This window comes from Aliidiomarina maris (assembly GCF_003987335.1).
In the GTDB taxonomy this organism is placed as follows: Bacteria; Pseudomonadota; Gammaproteobacteria; order Enterobacterales; family Alteromonadaceae; genus Aliidiomarina; species Aliidiomarina maris.
This window is the reverse complement of the sequence record NZ_PIPK01000013.1, coordinates 1-17,977: the sequence shown is the minus strand read 5'-3', so window position 1 is coordinate 17,977 and position 17,977 is coordinate 1. Positions and strand designations below refer to the sequence as shown.

General features: G+C 50.1%; 16 protein-coding genes. 8 read left to right on the top strand and 8 right to left on the bottom strand.

What is annotated here, in order from left to right; genetic code table 11:
• Window positions 1-7: 7 nt before the first annotated feature.
• On the top strand, window positions 8-1,198 hold the full coding sequence (prpF, locus tag CWE07_RS11990; protein WP_111570157.1) for a 2-methylaconitate cis-trans isomerase PrpF: 1,191 nt from the start codon (window positions 8-10) through the stop codon (window positions 1,196-1,198).
• A gap of 15 nt (window positions 1,199-1,213) precedes the next feature.
• Here the strand turns inward: prpF and CWE07_RS11985 are convergent, their stop codons facing one another.
• Both CWE07_RS11985 and CWE07_RS11980 read right to left on the bottom strand, forming a co-directional pair.
• Window positions 1,214-1,858, bottom strand: a complete 645-nt coding sequence (locus CWE07_RS11985) for an SDR family oxidoreductase (protein WP_111570158.1) — start codon at window positions 1,856-1,858, stop codon at window positions 1,214-1,216.
• Window positions 1,859-1,998: 140 nt separating this feature from the next.
• Window positions 1,999-2,478: a TetR/AcrR family transcriptional regulator gene (locus tag CWE07_RS11980; protein WP_111570159.1), complete on the bottom strand. Its 480-nt coding sequence runs from the start codon at window positions 2,476-2,478 to the stop codon at window positions 1,999-2,001.
• Window positions 2,479-2,621: 143 nt separating this feature from the next.
• On the opposite strand from CWE07_RS11980, the gene CWE07_RS11975 reads away from it, so the two are divergent.
• The 5 genes from CWE07_RS11975 (at window position 2,622) to minE (ending at window position 6,762) form a co-directional block, all read left to right on the top strand.
• Entirely contained in the window at window positions 2,622-3,326 is a 705-nt protein-coding gene (locus tag CWE07_RS11975; RefSeq protein ID WP_111570160.1) for a response regulator transcription factor, read from the top strand.
• The gene (locus tag CWE07_RS11970) at window positions 3,320-4,708 is read left to right on the top strand and encodes an ATP-binding protein (protein ID WP_111570161.1); all 1,389 of its coding nucleotides are present in this window, start codon (window positions 3,320-3,322) and stop codon (window positions 4,706-4,708) included. The genes CWE07_RS11975 and CWE07_RS11970 overlap by 7 nt, the downstream gene beginning before the upstream one ends.
• 244 nt (window positions 4,709-4,952) lie before the next feature.
• Window positions 4,953-5,660: a septum site-determining protein MinC gene (gene minC / locus CWE07_RS11965; protein WP_111570162.1), complete on the top strand. Its 708-nt coding sequence runs from the start codon at window positions 4,953-4,955 to the stop codon at window positions 5,658-5,660.
• Window positions 5,661-5,684: 24 nt separating this feature from the next.
• On the top strand, window positions 5,685-6,497 hold the full coding sequence (gene minD, locus CWE07_RS11960) for a septum site-determining protein MinD (RefSeq protein ID WP_111570163.1): 813 nt from the start codon (window positions 5,685-5,687) through the stop codon (window positions 6,495-6,497).
• Between the two features lie 4 nt (window positions 6,498-6,501).
• Window positions 6,502-6,762, top strand: a complete 261-nt coding sequence (gene minE, locus CWE07_RS11955; protein WP_111570164.1) for a cell division topological specificity factor MinE — start codon at window positions 6,502-6,504, stop codon at window positions 6,760-6,762.
• 56 nt (window positions 6,763-6,818) lie between these two features.
• Here minE and CWE07_RS11950 read toward each other — a convergent pair whose 3' ends face one another.
• From CWE07_RS11950 to CWE07_RS11930, 5 genes are all read right to left on the bottom strand, one after another.
• On the bottom strand, window positions 6,819-7,448 hold the full coding sequence (locus CWE07_RS11950) for a redoxin domain-containing protein (RefSeq protein ID WP_111570165.1): 630 nt from the start codon (window positions 7,446-7,448) through the stop codon (window positions 6,819-6,821).
• Between the two features lie 11 nt (window positions 7,449-7,459).
• Window positions 7,460-9,496 carry a protein-disulfide reductase DsbD family protein gene (locus CWE07_RS11945; RefSeq protein ID WP_181452293.1) on the bottom strand — a complete coding sequence of 679 codons (2,037 nt, stop codon included), beginning with the start codon at window positions 9,494-9,496 and terminating at the stop codon, window positions 7,460-7,462.
• A gap of 249 nt (window positions 9,497-9,745) precedes the next feature.
• Window positions 9,746-11,479 carry a Na/Pi cotransporter family protein gene (locus CWE07_RS11940; RefSeq protein ID WP_111570167.1) on the bottom strand — a complete coding sequence of 578 codons (1,734 nt, stop codon included), beginning with the start codon at window positions 11,477-11,479 and terminating at the stop codon, window positions 9,746-9,748.
• Window positions 11,480-11,583: 104 nt separating this feature from the next.
• Window positions 11,584-13,314 (bottom strand): toxin-antitoxin system YwqK family antitoxin, encoded by a 1,731-nt coding sequence (locus CWE07_RS11935; protein ID WP_111570168.1) that lies wholly within the window; start codon window positions 13,312-13,314, stop codon window positions 11,584-11,586.
• Entirely contained in the window at window positions 13,314-15,653 is a 2,340-nt protein-coding gene (locus CWE07_RS11930) for a hypothetical protein (protein ID WP_111570169.1), read from the bottom strand. The genes CWE07_RS11935 and CWE07_RS11930 overlap by 1 nt, the downstream gene beginning before the upstream one ends.
• A gap of 349 nt (window positions 15,654-16,002) precedes the next feature.
• Here CWE07_RS11930 and CWE07_RS11925 point away from each other — a divergent pair, with 349 nt between their 5' ends.
• Both CWE07_RS11925 and CWE07_RS11920 read left to right on the top strand, forming a co-directional pair.
• Window positions 16,003-17,181, top strand: a complete 1,179-nt coding sequence (locus CWE07_RS11925) for an acyl-CoA dehydrogenase (RefSeq protein ID WP_111570170.1) — start codon at window positions 16,003-16,005, stop codon at window positions 17,179-17,181.
• Window positions 17,182-17,280: 99 nt separating this feature from the next.
• Window positions 17,281-17,853: a LytS/YhcK type 5TM receptor domain-containing protein gene (locus tag CWE07_RS11920; RefSeq protein ID WP_126819008.1), complete on the top strand. Its 573-nt coding sequence runs from the start codon at window positions 17,281-17,283 to the stop codon at window positions 17,851-17,853.
• A gap of 27 nt (window positions 17,854-17,880) precedes the next feature.
• Here the strand turns inward: CWE07_RS11920 and CWE07_RS14645 are convergent.
• Window positions 17,881-17,977 (bottom strand): IS3 family transposase (locus tag CWE07_RS14645; RefSeq protein WP_338022191.1); only part of this gene is annotated, 97 nt, incomplete at its 5' end.

Sequence of the window (17,977 nt, the reverse complement as noted above, 5' to 3'; positions counted from 1 at the left end):
ATTTTGAATGACACATGCAGCACAGATAAAAATTGCCGCCACCTACATGCGTGGTGGCACCAGTAAGGGGGTGTTTTTCCGCCTACAGGACCTACCTGAGGCGGCGCAGCAACCTGGTAGTGCGCGGGATAATTTGTTATTGCGCGTAATTGGTAGCCCAGACCCTTATGCAAAACATACCGATGGTATGGGTGGGGCGACATCAAGCACCAGCAAGACCGTCATTGTAAGCCCGTCCACGCAGGCAGATCACGACGTCGACTACTTGTTCGGTCAAGTGTCGATTGATCGGCCCTTTGTGGATTGGTCGGGCAACTGCGGAAATTTATCGGCAGCCGTTGGACCATTTGCGATTGCGAATGGTCTAGTTGCGGCAGATAAAATTCCCCATGATGGTGTTTGCGAAGTGCGTATTTGGCAAGCGAATATTGGTAAAACCATTATTGCCCGCGTGCCCATGCGTGATGGCGAGGTGCAGGAAACTGGTGATTTCGAGTTGGATGGCGTGACCTTTCCGGCGGCGGAAATCACCGTAGAATTTCTTGACCCCGCAGCAGACGAAGAGGGTGCAGAGGGTTCGATGTTCCCGACTGGCAATTTGATTGATGAGCTTGAGGTGCCCGGCGTTGGGCGCTTGCAAGCGACGATGATTAATGCTGGTATTCCAACCGTGTTTATTCGTGCTGACGCAGTCAATTATAATGGCACCGAGTTGCAGGAGGCGATTAACTCCGACCCGGACGCATTACTGATGTTTGAGCGTATTCGTGCTCACGGAGCCTTGAAGATGGGTTTGATTACACATCTAGATGAAGCTGAAAGCCGTCAGCATACGCCGAAAGTCGCTTTTGTGGCGCCACCACAAAGTTACCTTGCTTCCAGTGGTAAGCAGGTTGAGGCAAGCAGCATTGATGTCTTGGTACGAGCCTTATCGATGGGTAAGTTGCACCACGCGATGATGGGCACAGCCGCCGTCGCTATCGGCACCGCCGCGGCAATTCCAGGAACGCTGGTCAACCAAGCGGCCGGTGGCGAGGCACGTAAGTTTGTCACTTTCGGGCATCCGTCAGGCACGTTAAAAGTGGGCGCTGAGGCGCGATTCGACAACGAACAATGGCAGGTCAGTAAGGCAATTATGAGCCGCAGTGCACGCGTACTAATGGAAGGCTTTGTACGCGTGCCTGGTGATTGCTTTTAGGCGTATAAATCAGGTTTACAACGCTTCAATAGCTTGCTCGATAGGCGTATCGCCCGACACCATATCAAAGGCTTTACCAATGGTGTTGGGCTTATCTATTGCTGTCACAATCACTTTAGCCACGTCTTCGCGGGGAATTTCACCCTCGGTAATTTGGCCGTTTGCGTGAATGTTACCCGTACTCGCATTGTTGGTTAATAAACCCGGTCGAATAATGGTGTAATCCAGGTTTGAGCGTAATAATTCGCGGTCGGCATAATGTTTTGCTGCGTAGTAGGGCACTAAATCAGGGTGCCAGAATTCACGATTGTGGGCTTGCAATGCGCTGACCATGATAAAGCGTTTTGCCCCAGCCAATTCCGCCGCTTCCATGGCTTTCACAGCACCGTCTAAGTCAATCCGCAGTGTCATGTCACCATCGGTGTCGCCACCTGAACCTGCGCTAAATACCACCGCATCAATACCTACCAGTGCTTTCGAGATTTCATCAACTTGCGCACTCAAATCGATTAAGCGTGCGTCGATACCTTGCTTGTTAAGCACCGCAAGCTGCTTTTCTTTACGCACCAAGGCGACGGCTTTGTGCTGCGGGTGTTGCTGCAAAAGCTCAACAACGTGTTGTCCAATTTGCCCGTTTGCACCAAATACTGCGACTTTCATGTCTACTCCTTCTCTCATCTATGCATCATTAAACGTGCATATAAGGCTAGACCCTCGGTGCATGACTGTCAGTGCAGTTTGCCAGGTTTTTCTCGATGGTGGCGATAGCCTTTGCTAATGACGCCTGCCCAGTAACAAGGTTAGGGATACATAACCCGCAACAGACGTGCGCCACAGGCCTGCTCAAACGCTTGTATCGTCGCTGAATCAGCGTTCTGGTAGGCACGACGCAGTGGCTCGGCAAACGGTAGTTGTTCTGGGTTGGCAAACAGGGTATGCACAACCAAACGTTCAAAGTTTGCCTCTAACGGGGCATCATTGAGCAGCGCGGTGGCTTCCATCAAGCTTAACCGAGGGTACGCGGCGGTTTTTCGCGTGCTCTCACTAACCCCGAGCTCAGTCAAATATAGGTTAAACATTTGGCTGACTAAATGTGGCACACTTGGGAAATGATATAAAATGCCACCTTTTGAAATCTTGGCGTACTCGCATAGGCTATCAAGGGTAAAGCTCTCAGGCCCGGAGGTTTTAGCTAACTCAATGGCGCGCTGCAAAATAGCTTGGCGCTGACTCGGGCGGCCACCTCTGGATACTTGCGATGGTGCATGTTGGACGGTCATGGGTCACTCCTTTTCCACAGTTGTGCAGCAGATTGATACGCATAGACAAACAAGGAATGGAATTATAAAGTGCCCAACGTAGAGAAACGTTAAGTTATGCAAAAGCTGTTCTTTTTATTCACTAACGGTGTCAGCATCCGCTCATGACCAAATTATTGCTTGTAGAAGACGACAAAGAACTGGCTGAGTTAGTTAGCGAGTATTTGCGTATAAATCAATTTGACGTCACCTGCTGCACCGACGGGCGGCGGGCGATTCATCTGTTAACCCAGCAAAATTTCGATTTAGTGTTACTGGATATCATGTTGCCAGGTATCGACGGTCTCGAAGTACTGCGTTCATTGCGCAAGCATGCGGCGACGCCGGTGATTATTATTTCCGCGCGCGGCGGCGATCTTGATAAAATAGTCGGCCTTGAATTAGGCGCTGATGACTATCTAGAAAAGCCGTTTAATCACCGCGAGTTGTTGGCGCGCGTGAAAGCGTTATTGCGCCGCTCTCAATTACTTGGCGGAGCACAGCATAAGGTGGACACACAGCACGATGAACTGGCGCATTTGGTGGTTGCTGACTTGAGCTTTAATCTAGCCTCTCGAACCTTATTGCATCAGGACATGCCGGTGTCGCTGACGGGGATGGAATATGCGTTGCTACTCAAGCTTGCGCAGAACCAAGGCGAGGTGGTCAGCAAAGAGCAGCTTTCGATTGAGTGCCTGGGGCGGCGTCTAACCCCCTTTGATCGCAGTATAGATACCCATATGAGTAAAATCCGCAAAAAGATCGCGCAACTGAGCGAACGCGTGCAAATCCGTGCGATTCGCGGCAAAGGGTACTGTTTAACATGCTAGACAAGTTACGCGTTGGAACACTCGGCTTTAAAATCTTGGGCTGGTTCTGGCTTACCTTATTTATTTCTTACTTAGTTGCGTCTGTTGCGGCATACACGTTTCCAGTGGCGCCCGAGCAACGCAGTTTGCCCCGCAAAGACCGCGAGTCGATAGCTGCGGTGGCGAATTTGCTGGTGGAGTATCTGAATACGTCCGATGAATACATCACCAAGTCGCGTGATGACCGCTTTATGGATTGGGCGGTGTATGGCTTAGATGGGGCGCTGATCGCCAGTACCAGCGAGTTGCCCCAAGCTGGTCAAGAGTTCCTAAGTGCCCATGATTGGCAATTAGGCCCAATTGATGTGTTGACTTCGCACCATGTGATTACGGGTCCGCAGTTGGTGACCCAAGCGGATGGCAGTGATGTGTTGGTGTTATTTTGGCGTGAACGTTACCCGCGCTTAATTGACAGGATTCGTAGTTTGCCCGCTTGGTTCCCATTAGGGCTGGCACTGCTTGCGACCCTAACCATGAGTTTACTGTTTTATCGCAGTATCGTTAAACCGCTGCAACGGATTACCGACGGCTTTGCTTCGCTGGCGTGTGGCAAGATGGATTATCGCATTGGCCCGCATTTTCGACATGATGAGTTCGGGACCCTATACGACAACTTTGACCGCATGGCTGACCAGCTTGATTCACTGATTAAAAGCCAGCACCGTTTGAGTGCCGATATCTCCCATGAATTAAAAACCCCCTTAAGCCGCTTGCAAATGGCGCTTGCTTTAGCGCGCTCTGCCGGGCCTGAGCAAATTGATAACTATATCGACCGTGCTGAAAGTGAGGTGGAGAAGTTAGATGAGCTGATCAAGCAGCTATTGCAATTGGCGGAAATCAAGTCGCGTCCATTTGACTATGGGCTCGAGCCGCTAGATGTTCAATCGCTACTCGTTGAGCTTGAAGATGACGCGCGCTTTGAAGCAGACGCGCTGAACTTGACGTATTCACAGCATATTGAGCTGTCTCAGCCCTTGATGCTGAATCGCCGCTTGTGCGTGATGGCACTGGAGAACTTAGTCCGTAATGCATTCAAATATGCCAAGTCAGAAGTCAGCTTACACGTGTATGAGCAACAAGGCATGGCGATATTTGAAGTATGCGATGACGGTCCTGGCGTGGAAGCACAAGATCTGGAGCGTATTTCACAGCCTTTTTATCGTTCTGACCAAGCCCGTGGGCGTGACACGGGGGGTGTTGGTTTAGGCTTGGCGATTGCATCACAGGCTGCGTGTGTCCACCATGGCGTACTCGAACTAAATAACGCACCTGGTTCAGGTTTGTGCGCGCGGCTGCGCATTCCTTTAAGAGCGACGACGAGAGCTACAACGCAAAAACGTTAATTCAATCGCCACATCTGCTACTTTTTAATCCGGTGACTGCTGTATAAACCAGCAAACACGCGGTATCTTTTACATATCTTCTGCCTACTCGTTGCAGCTATGCTAAGCTGCAACGTGTCAAGCGTTCCCTTTGCATTGTTTTTGCAATGTTTTTGCATACTTAAGCTTTTCAAACTGGGCGCGATTGTCCACCATGTTTGTCTGCTTGGCGCACTGCCAAGCATCGTTTGGAGATGATTAAAGCATGAGCAGCCAACCATCGCTCAAAGGAAGCAGTTTTACCCTGTCGGTTCTACAGTTAGACAATCGAGATGCCGAGCAAGCCATTGAATATCTTGCGGCGAAAATTGCTCAGGCACCTAACTTTTTTCGTTACGCGCCTTTGGTCGTTCAATTGGACGGCAGTGAGCATCAAGTCGACTTTGAAACGTTAAAGCGTGGCATTGAAGCCCTTGATATGCGCATTGTTGGGGTCACTGGTTGGCAACATGAGGCGTTAAAAGCTCAAATTCATGGCGCGGGGCTCGCAACCATGCAAGGTGGCGCTGCGACTAGCCAGCCAACACCATCACAAGCACCCAGCAGTCATGCCAATAAGGACGCGCAGACGCCAGCACGTCAAAGTGCTATGGTAGTTAAAACACCCGTGCGTTCAGGCCAGCAAATTTATGCGCGCGACCGCGATTTGATCGTATTGGGCGCGGTAAGTAACGGCGCTGAAGTTATCGCGGATGGCTCGGTGCAAGTCTATGGTGCGTTACGGGGTAGGGCAATAGCGGGTGCTCAGGGCGACACTGAAGCACATATCATTTGTCACAACTTGCAAGCTGAACTATGTTCTATCGCTGGTAGCTATTGGTTAAGTGACCAAATTGAGCCAGACTATTGGCAGCAGCCTGCGTTAATCAGCAGGTCGCAAGACGCGTTACAAATTGAAACCTTACAAATTTAACAATAACAAAATAGGACAACAATCATGGCTCGCATCATAGTGGTGACCTCGGGCAAAGGTGGGGTCGGAAAGACGACGTCAAGTGCGGCGATTGCCTCAGGCTTGGCATTGCAAGGTAAGAAAACAGCGGTTATCGATTTTGATATTGGACTGCGTAATTTAGATTTAATTTTGGGCTGTGAACGCCGTGTGGTGTATGACTTTGTTAATGTATTAAACAAAGAGGCCACCTTGAAGCAAGCGCTGATCAAAGACAAGCGCTGTGAGAACTTATATATTTTGCCGGCATCGCAAACCCGCGATAAAGACGCGCTGACCTTTGACGGGGTGGAAGCGGTGTTAACTGAGCTCAAAGAGCAAGGTTTTGAGTACATTATTTGCGATTCACCTGCGGGTATTGAACATGGTGCGTTGATGGCCTTGTACTTTGCTGATGAAGCCATTGTGACCACCAACCCAGAAGTATCGTCGGTGCGAGATTCGGATCGTATCCTGGGCATATTAGACGCCAAGTCACGCCGTGCGGAACAAGGTTTGGAGCCTGTACGCCAACATTTGTTGCTGACCCGATACAACCCACAGCGTGTTGTCGATGGTGAAATGCTGAGTGTCGAGGACGTGCTGGAGATTTTAAGTATTCCTTTATTGGGCGTTATTCCTGAAAGCAGCGCGGTGTTGAATGCTTCGAATAAAGGCGTGCCAGTGGTATTTGATAGCGAGGCCGATGCCGGCTTAGCCTATCAAGATACGATAGCGCGCTTACTTGGTGAAGAACGTCCTCTGCGCTTTGTGCAAGCGGAGAAGAAAGGTTTCTTGAAACGCTTATTCGGGGGGTAGCGCAGTGTCATTATTAGATTTTTTTCGCACCAGTAAGCCGTCCACCGCGTCAACCGCAAAGGAGCGGCTGCAAATTATTGTGGCTGAGCGTCGGCGCCAAGGCGATGCCTTACCTGCTTACCTGCCGCAGCTGAAAAACGATATTTTGCAGGTGTTAGCCAAGTACGTTAATACTGACCCGAGTATGGTGAATATTACCCTGGAGCACACTGACGACAACTTGTCGGTGCTGGAGCTGAATGTCACCTTACCTGATGATGATTAAATCGAGCGCAATAAAAAAGGATGCCAAGGCATCCTTTTTTTATCAACGCCTTGCGGTTAGTCGGCGTCAGAGTACTTAATTGTACAGCCGTATGGACGAGTGACACTGCGCTCAACCTCTTCACCTGCCAATACCGCACGCGCGGCATTCGCAAAGTATGGGTCAGCACGCTCAACGTCGGCATGATTGGCGCTGGCAATTGAGTCGATACCACCAGCATAACGCAACACACCGTCACCATCGATAACATACATGTGCGGCGTTACACGGGCAGAGTACGCACGACCCATATCCCCTTGTTCGTCAAGCAGCACGGCAGTTGGTGCAGCACCGCGGCTGCGCGTCAGCTCGTCTGCTTGCTCTGGGCTAACATGGCCCTGAGTGCCTGGGTAGGACGAAATCACAGTTAACCAAGCAACGTCTTCTGCGGTCATTTCTTGCTGCAGGCTTTGCATATTGTTGGTGGCATAATGCTTAACCACAAAAGGACAGTCGTGATTGGTCCACTCCAGCACCACAGTTTGACCAGAAAAGTCGCTCAATGTGTGGTAATTACCAGCGGTATCCACCACACGAAAATCAGGGGCTGCTTGACCGATTTCAGCCGCCTGAGCGGTCAACGTGAACGCGCAGGCAGCCAATACAGCAGCAACGACTGGGCGTTTGATTAATTTACGTGTGAACATACAAGTTCTCCTTAAACGGGATCTGCGAGTAACTGGATGCGTTCGCGCACCAAGTTGTTAGTTAAAATCTGCGGTAGCACTTGGGGGTCTTCGCCGGGCCAGTAGATTACATACAGCGGCACACCGTTGCGTCCATATTGTGCTAAATACTCGGTGATGGCTGGGTCTTGTAAGGTCCAGTCACCTTTTAAGTAGGTTATATTGTAGTCGTTAAAAAGGGTTCGTGTGCTGTCAGTGTTCAATGCCACTCGCTCATTTGCCAGGCAAGTGATACACCAGTCTGCTGTCATGTTAACAAACACAGGGCCTTGTTCGCGTGCCGAGTGTAGGCTATCTGGTGACCAAGCTTGCCAATGCTGGTTTTGTGCTTGCGCTGCTGACGTGCCTGATGTGGTTTGTAATGCGATTGCCGCATAGCCACTTGCAGCGGTTAGTAATAACATGACCAGTAATACGATGCGGTTGATAACGGCCTTTCCCGACCCCATTTGTTGACGTCCATACAGCCATAGGCTGGCAGCCATCAGTACCAGCGCAACTAACAGCATAGCCTGCGCGTTCGCCCCAGCTTGACGGGTAAATACCCAAAGCAACCAAACCACGGTCAAATACATGGGAATTGCCATCCACTGCTTAAAGCTGTCCATCCAAGCGCCAGGCTTAGGTAGAATGCGCGCTGCCCCTGGAATGACACCAAGCAGCAAGAAAGGGAAGGCTAGGCCAAGCCCCAGCACCGCGAATACCAGCAGCGCGATTGGCGCTGGTTGCACAATTGCGAAGCCCAGGGCAACGCCCATGAAGGGCGCAGTGCAGGGGCTGGCAATCACCACCGCCAAAACCCCAGTGGCAAAGCTTTGACGAGCGCCTGATTGAGCCGAACCGGATGCCATATTACCGAGACGGCTGACACTTGTAGCCATTTGATAAAGCCCACTTAAATTTAAGCCGATCGCCGTAAATAATAATGCGAGGAGGGCTATCAACCAAGGGCTTTGCAACTGGAATCCCCAGCCTAACGCAGCACCGCTTGCGCGCAACGCAAGGAGTAGGGCAGCAATCGCAACAAAGGTAGCAATGACACCTAGGCTATACCATAAGCTGTCAGCAAGGCGGCGTTCAGCATGGTTCGCGACCGCAAGTGCTTTGAGTGACAGTACGGGAAACACGCATGGCATCAGGTTTAAAATTAAACCACCCAGAAACGCAAAGGTTAATACCAAGGCTAAGCGCGGCGAGCCAGTGCTGCTTTGACGGCTATCGCTTGGCATGCCACTTTCGGCCACCGGGCGCGCGCGTAATTCAACCGCGCGCTCCGAATTCACCAACTGAACCGGGAAATCACCATCGACGCCGTAGTAATAGGCGTTGCGCGTGCGTTGTACAATTAGGGTGTTATCGGATATCTCAACCTGGCCCTGCTCTGCGTGCTCGACGAGTTCACCGGCGCCAGCGAACAGATAGAAATCGCCGTCATTTGCCATCGCCACTGCGTCGGCATGCTCCACCATAAAGGTGACTGTGTTGCCGTCAACGTCATAAAAAATCGGCCATTCAACGGGCTCCGGCAGATTGTTACGGGCTTGGGCAAAGCTATCTTGATTGTCGGTAGCGACCACAGATTCGTTAGCCAGCGGCAGCTGAAGGCTTAACTCGGCATGGCCCGGAATACAGTATTCTTCGCACACCAGCCAATCGACTCGATTGGATAGCTCAAGACTGTCGTGGCTATAGTCAGCAGCAATGTGGATGCGTTGTAATAGATAAGTTGGGCCTTCAAAGCCATAGTTTGCCAACGGCCCAATGCGGTACTTTTCCGCCGTGGGCCAAACGATAGGCCCCACTTCAACGCCATCAGGCAGTTGCCATTCAATTTGCGTGGCGAGCCCAGAATCACCGGGGTTTATCCAGTAGGTATGCCAGCCTTGCTCAGGCACCAGTTTAACCGAGACCCAAAACGACTCGCCTGCGGCCACAGTGCTATGCTCAGTCAGCAATTGGGCGTCCAGGTGGGGCTGTTCCACAACTGGACTGCGGGTTGGTGAATTCACCTCCGCTGCTGTTGCCGAGGTAATCAGAATAGCCAACCCGAGCCATAAGACTGTGCTAACACGCATAAAGAAACGGATGGGGTGCTGCTTGGCCCGCATAGGACATTCACTCGTTAATAAAAAGTAACAGCCTCAAGCATATGGATAGCAAAGTAAATGTCCAGTTTTGGGTGATTTTTTTCGATTTCTTAAATAAAAAAGCCCGACCAGAGGTCGAGCTTTTCGGCGCACACTTGCTTCAGCTAGCGCTTAATCTTCGTCAATACGCATGGCTTTTAAACGCTTGCCAGCAGCGGATTCATTGACGTTCATGATATGGTCGCCGATACGCTCCAGACGGTTTAACATGTCCATGAAAGTCACACCCGCGCGTGCAGGGTAGTTGCCGCTTTCCAGACGCGCATAATGGTTGTCTCTAAACGCATCACGGGTGCGGTCGATGGCATTTTCACACTCAATTGCACGATCCAGCTTAACGCGCTCAGGTGATAATGCGGTGTTATGCTTCATCGTCATAATCGCATCATGCACAACCTTCAGCATTTGCTCCATCTCTCCGGCCGCATCTTCAGGCCAGCTAGCGCGTGACTCGGTCATTTTCTCCGCTAACTTGGAAATTTGATAGTAAATGTCAGCAATGCGCTCGAGATCATTGATCATCGTTTGCATGAAGCGGATACGCTCCGTCATTGAATGTTCGAGGTTGGTGTGCTCGCTGACACGCACCAGATAATCGGAAATTTCCATTTCCAGTTCGTCAGTTGCTTCCTCAGCTTTGGCTATTTTTTCGAGTAGCTTATCGCTCTTGGCTTCAGGGTCGAAGAGCAGTTCATTGACCGACTCATGCATTTTTTCAACCACGCCAACGAAGTGCTGAATTTCTTTGTTGGCTTGCTCGACAGAAAAGCCAGGCGACGTCATTGGGCCCGCACTGATGTGGCGCAGGTGATATTCGTCGTCTTCGCCACCACGGTCGGGCTGAATGCGTTCGACAAAGCGCACCAGGTAAGGCACAAAGGCGAACAATAAAACCACGTTCAACAGGTTAAAGGTGGTGTGGAATAAGGAAATCGCTAAGGTAGCGTTAGAGCGGCTATTGTCCGGGTCTTCCATCACCGATACTGGACTGTTAGTGAAGTATTGAATCGCGAAGTCCATAGCGTGCAGGAACGGATAGATTAGTACCAGCATCCAAATCACGCCAATCACATTGAAGAAAAAGTGGAAACGGGCTGCGCGTTTGGCATGCACGTTACCCACGAGCGCCGCAATATTCGCGGTCACCGTGGTACCAATGTTTTCACCTAAAATCATCGCCGCCGCAATCGGGAATGAAATCCATCCTTCAAACAGCATGACTAAGGTAATCGCGGTGGCTGCTGAGGATGACTGGGTCAGCAGTGTTAATACGGTGCCGACCAGCACAAACAATAGTAGTGACAGATAACCAAAATCCGTAAAGCTGTCTAAAAACGCAAACATTTCCGGATTGGTGTTGATATCAGGTACCGCACCTTTAATGAATTCAAGGCCGATAAAGATGATCCCGAAACCGACCATTGCTTCGGCAATGTTGCGCAGGCGCGTATTTTTGGAAAATAGAAACGCAAAGAAAATACCAATCACGGCAAGTGCAATCGGGGTAATTTGGAATTTAAACCCAAAAATGGACACCATCCACGCGGTGATGGTGGTACCAATATTGGCCCCCATGATAACCCCAGTCGACTGCACAAAGGTCAGTAAGCCGGCGTTGACAAAGCTAACTGCCATCACCGTGGTTGTGGTCGAGGACTGAGTGATGGCGGTGGTGGCAAATCCGGTGACTACGCCGGTTAAGCGGTTGCGAGTCATGCCGCTTAAAATGCCTTTTAAACGGCTTCCTGCCATTTTTTGGAGGCCTTCACTGAATATTTTCATCCCGAAAATGAAAATACCCAATGAGCCGATTAATTGGAGGAAATCAAAAAAAGAGTATGTCATGCGCTATGCCTTTACCATTTGACCAAGCTTAAGTATTTGAATGTAGGGCACTTAAGCTTATAAGGTCTATTTCATGGAGTGCTTTGGTGGGCGCATTATAACTGTCATAAGCCGTGTTTTAAATAACTTAAGTGCTCGCTCATGGCCCATTCGTCCGGTTCGCCTAAATCTTCAACAAGATCGCCGTCTTCAAAACGCTCGGCGTGCACAGGTTCGCCATACATAAAATACATCCGCACGCCATGCATCATGCCGTGCTTATATTCAGTCAGTAGTTGGATGGCGCCAGTGTCTTGAAAATCAATTTGGCGACCGTGCGGACGGCTCTGGTCATCAAATTGGTTGATGTGCACCACATGACCATGCCGATTCAAAGTTCGCCATACGCCGACACGACGGTTATCTTTAAATTCACCCATTTCAATCCGTTCACGTGAATTGAACTGGGAAAATATCCATTCGCCTTGGCGCTGGCCTTGTTCATAATGACCTTGATTGACTATAGTATCGCCTTGGTAGCGCACGTACTCGCCATGCAATTCGCCATTGGCATAGGTTTCACGGGTAATTAGGTTGCCTTCAGGCGAATGCACTTCGCGCACGCCATGTAACTCACCTTCGGCGTTATATTCGCTGGTCACGGTCTGGCGGGTATCGCGCTCTGTCCAAGCACCTACCTTCTTGCCGTGTTCGTATTGTCCTTCAGTCAGGCGTTCACCGGAGCTATTCTCGCTATAGAATTCACCATGTAACTCGCCGTTTTCATAGTGACCATACTGCATTTCTCCGCCCCAGCTCGAACGCACAAAAGCGCCTTGCGTACGATTATTTTTGCGCTCTAAACGCTCAATCAATTCGCCTTCGTCGTTGTAACGTTGGCGCAGGTTCCAGTTCACTTCGTTACTTTCTAAGGTATGGCGGGTCAACTGCCCATCGGCATTAAATTCTTTAATTTCTTTACCAGCCCCGTGTGGGGTATCAACTGGCTGCATTTGATAAGTAATAGCGCCGTCTTGATTGAAGCGTGTTTCTTGTGTCACCTTACCGTTGTCGCCATAGATGCGCTCTTGGCGCAGTTGGCCTGGTGCATGGTAATCCCGCTCATTACTAACGGGCACGCCATCCTCATAACGTGCGCTAAAGCTAACTTCACCGCGGTACTGGGGTTCGCTGAAATAACGTGTTTCGGCACCATGGCGTTTACCATGTTGGTAATGCGAGTGGAGAAGAACATCGCCGTCTTCATTCCAGTGTTTGACTTCGCCGTGGCGCGAACCTTGATAAAATTCAATCTTTCGCTGTGTCTCGCCATTAGCAAAGAAATCACGGCTAACACCATGGCGGCGCCCAGCTTGTACGCTCTGCTCACGCACCAGCACGCCGTCGACATAGGTTGAATAAATGCCTTCTACTTGATTATCTTGATAGGGAATACGGCGTTGTAGTTGACCATTGGTGTCATACACAGTCACCCAACCTTGGCGTCGGCTTTGCTCGTCAAACTCGCCTTGCTCAAGCACTTGCTGATCACGTCGAAAACTGCGATACGCGCCAAAGAATTCAGGCGTACATAAGTCTAAGCTACGTGCTTGTGCGTGCAAACGCGGTGTTTGGGTGTCGGCGTAATGCACGATAACGCCATAGCCACCCTCGATGGCTTGATACGCCGCAAGGTAATATTCAGCATCTGATTCGTCTACTTCGCAATACTGGGCATTCAGCCACCGTATAGATTCATCGTCTTGTTCGCCATTGCTGGTCGCTAAAGCCGATACACTGAATAAGGATATGGTCAGCAAAGCCAAGGGTAGGTAACGCTTTTGCAGGTTATTCATTACTCTGCCTCCTTGGCTTGGCGAGCGGCTTCAAAGGTAGTGTCTAAATCGGGTAGGGGCGGAAATTCATGGCTGATTGCCACCGTTGTGTAATCACCCTCTGCAACCAGCTGCATGATAGTAGCCACGTTTCCAGCCACACGCAGGTATTCACCTTCATACAAATAATCAGCTACCTGAGCGCTTAAGTACGGATGTCGATATTGGGGCAGGGCGTCAGGATTCGGGGGCACTATACCCAAACTCAGCGCTCGGATGGTTTCGCCGGAACTGTCATCGGGTGTTGCAGACAAAAATGCAAACCGGCGCAGTAACTCACGTACCGGCATCTCAGCTGACACCCCTGGTAGTTGGCTCAGGCTTACCAGCCATGGCTGCTCTTCAGGTTGCCAGGTAAGTGCTTCCCACGTCCATTGAGTAGGGCACTCAAGGGTTATCTCGAGTGTCTCAGAGTAAAAATATTCCCGCGTTGTGTCCTCAGTACGCGCTTGTAAAATCACAGGATCGTTAAGTCGACCAGGTGACAAACTTAAGCCGGGCGGGTTAGTAACCTCTTGCAGTTGAATGTCATCGTGCGATTGCTGTAACTCACATAACCCGGCTTGCTCAGGGCTTAAGGTTAAGAATGCCCGCGCTTGACTAAAGGGTTCAAATGCAAGTTCATCCGGTGCTCGCGGGGTATACTCAAAGCTGTCCATATTCAGCTGCGTATATTGTCGCATCTGGGCTTCTTCCGCGGACGCGTATAATGATTGGCGCTGTGGTGCGGCCGCACGTGGGTTTTGTTGTACCGCGTCGGGGTGATAAAAACGCAGAGTTACGGGCTCGTCAGACGGTGATGCTTCAGCGGTAAGTGCCAGTAGCTCAATTGAGCGCGGCTTATTTTCACGCAAATCTACATAGTAATAGGTCGGGTAGCTGCCATGCTCCACAATGCTAAGCACACGCTGCTCAGCAACTTCCAGCCATTCGGGACCGTCTTTGTAGGCTAAATAGCTGAAAAATACCGGCGCTTCAGTGGCTATGGAATAATCAAAGTGGGTACGTTCACCTTGTAGCAAGGTCAACGCATAGATACCTTCCTCGTCGGTGGGGGCCAGGCTTGCCCGCGCATCGCCGTAAGTGACTTCGGTTTCATGGTCACGCACCGCGATACTGACAATGTTGTCCTGATACGCATAGCGCTCCGCGCTGACTTCAATATATGCCAATTGCTCAAGTTTTTCATGCACGGCATGCCAGCCTAACGGGAGCACACGGGCCATACTCATAGATTTGTCATTGTCATATTCGTAGGTGCCTACCAAACCAAGTTGAAGGTCTAAATCGAGGGCTTCACCATCAACGGTGTATGCCTTGGCATCGTTAAATTGGATGCGTCCAACATCGTTAACCTCTACACCTGCGTGTTCGTAAGCTAAAAAAGTAAACTCATCAAACTCTTCAATGTACCCATCGGTGGACGGAAATACTTTGCTGCCATCCATACCAGAGTTGGGTCGGCGGAAGCCCTCAAAAGCGGGCAATTCGCCAGACTCGTAGTCACTAAGGTGATCCATGTTAATGTCAAAAGACCAATCTGCGCTGAGCATGGTCATGACAGCGCGAACGCTTGCATTTTGGTTGCCTTCAACGGCTCGGATGTCACTAATGACCACTGCACGGTCAACCCAGCCCGAGGCTTTATCCAGCACGAGTAAACCAAATGCGCGGATATCGTCTGATTCGCCTTGCATCGTGACATAGGCTTGGGTGTCGGTAATTCTGGTGACTCTCAAGGTTATGTCTGGCATTTCGTCATTGCCCGCAACGGTTAATTCAGATCCTTGCTCCAACATTAAGCCATGACTAATACCCGGGCGCACAAATTCGTCTTTAAATAAGTCGAGTAGTTGGTCAATTTGGCGGCTGTCGCGCAAATTATCGTCGCCCTCAACGTCGTAATTAATCTCAAATTGTTTCACTTGACGTTCAGCGTCCAACTCAAGGGTAAAGCCTTGGCTAATCACTTCGCGAATCGCTTCACTGCCGTAATCAGGTTCATCGCTACTTGAGAAGCTGCCTTGGCGATAATCAAGGTGCATAAAACGGGGAATAATACTGAGTTGTAGTGGATCTAGTGTGTCGCCCACATGGTAGTCGGTGAGCATCATGCTGCGAATGCGCTCAGAGCTGGTGCTGCGCCCAGATTGCATGCTAAACAAAACGTCGGATTCGACCCGATATGTACGGGTCTCATTGGGCTCAGGCTCAAAACTTATTGGTTCAGGTTGTTTCGAGCATGCAGTAATAACCAAGATTGCGCTACATGACAGCACCCAACGATTTAATTTCAACACAACAACTCCTTGTCTGGATAATTGGCGAGCAACCTGAGTGACTTAGGCCATAGTGTATCGCGCTTCATCAGCCTGCACTACCCGTGGCACGCCGAGGTACGTTCAAAGTTAAACGTAAAGAACGAATAGTAATTTCGAGGGTACGATTAAAAGCCCTTATAAAGCAATCAACTATGTCGCACTGGAGCACCGGTTTTACATAAAATTTAAACGTTTAGGTGCCTGAGGTTAAGTTGCGCTAGGTCAGTGTTTTGCGAACGCCATTTCAGTTACACTCAGGTGACAGCATGCTTGGTTTAGATGCAGGATATTTAACACGTTTAGATCCATCGACATGACGGGAGAATGTATGGCACGGGTTCAATTTGACTGGCAAGACCCACTGGGGTTGCATGCACAGCTAACCGATGAAGAGGCGATGATTGCAAAGACGACTGCGCAGTATTGCCAATCAAAATTGATGCCACGAATTCTGCATGCAAACCGTAATGAGGTGTTTGACCGCGAGATTATGCGTGAGTTAGGCGCGCTCGGTTTACTCGGCGCCACGTTACCCGAAACGTATGGTTGTGCTGGGGTTAATGCGGTGAGCTATGGTCTGATTGCGCGTGAAATTGAGCGCGTTGACAGTGGTTATCGCAGCGCCATGAGCGTGCAATCTAGCCTAGTGATGTACCCGATTTATCAATTTGGCAGTGAGCAGCAGCGTCAACGCTACTTGCCCAAGCTTGCCAGCGGCGAATGGGTAGGTTGCTTTGGCTTAACTGAGCCTGATGCGGGCTCTGACCCGGCTGCTATGCGTACCAGCGCAAAGCGCACTGATACTGGTTTCGTCCTGAACGGCAGCAAAACCTGGATAACGAACTCGCCCATTGCCGATGTATTTGTAGTGTGGGCAAAACTTGATGGCGAGATTCGTGGCTTCATACTTGAACGTGGTATGCCTGGCCTGACGGCGCCGAAAATCGAGGGGAAGTTTGCGCTGCGTGCGTCAATCACCGGGCAAATTATGCTGCAAGACGTGGCCGTCACAGAAGACGCCTTGTTACCGAATGTGAGCGGTTTAAAAGGCCCGTTTAGTTGTCTAAATAAAGCCCGCTACGGGATTGCCTGGGGCGCCTTGGGCGCGGCTGAATTTTGTTGGCACGCGGCGCGTCAATATACCTTGGATCGTAAGCAATTTAATCGCCCATTAGCTGCCACGCAATTGGTACAGCGCAAGCTGGCGGATATGCAGACAGAGATTAGTTTAGGTTTACAGGCGTGCCTGCGAGCTGGGCGATTGATGGACGCAGATCAGCTCCCAGTTGAAACTGTGTCGATGATCAAGCGTAACTCATGTGGTAAAGCACTCGACATTGCGCGTCAAGCGCGTGACATGCATGGCGGTAACGGTATCAGTGACGAGTATCATGTGATTCGCCATGTGATGAACCTAGAGGCGGTGAATACCTATGAAGGCACTCATGATGTGCACGCATTAATTTTAGGACGTGCTCAGACTGGTATCTCGGCTTTTGGTGAGTAAATTTAACTTTAATTATCAGTACTTGCCGAAGGTTAAAAATAGGTTATGCTAGGTTAAAATTTACTGTTCAAACTGGATTTAAGCCGTTGGAGCCTAAGCATGGCCGCTAACAGCGTTACGGCAAATCGGATGCAATTGACTAGCGCTCAAAAGGTTATTTGCGTCGGTGTGCTGAGCTTCCTTTCCTGGCTTGGTAGCTATTTCGCGTTGCCGCTGTTTTTCGGCGTAGACTTTGTCTTTTCTTCGGTGTTTGCGCTGCTTGCAGGGTTACTTTTCAGCCCTATCATTGCCCTCGTAGTCGGTGTCATTGGTGCTAGCTACACCTTATGGCTGTGGGGGCACCCATACGCTTGGCTAATTTTTTCGTTGGAAGCTTGGTTAGTCAGCCTTTTGGTTTGGCGACTACGCACCAACTTAGTGCTTGCTGCAGGCTTATACTGGCTTGTAATTGGCGCACCATTGGTGGTGCTGACTTATGCCTTTGGTCTTGGCATGGAAAGCGGCAGTGTACTCTTTGTCGCTATCAAACAGGCACTCAATGGCATTGGAAATGCGTTGCTTGCCGGGGCATTGTTGCTTTGCTTTGCGGCATCCTCGCGACTGCGAACTGGTTTTGGTTTGGGTTTAATCAAACTCAAGCATGTGCTTTTTTTCACCTTTATGATCATTTGATCCGTACCACTAAAAGTGGACACTTTGCTAAGCACTATTTTTTAATTCAAAGTTCTCTGGGCTGAGATAGCCAATAGCACTATGCCTTCTTGTCTTGTTGTAATCAACTTCGATGTACTCAAAG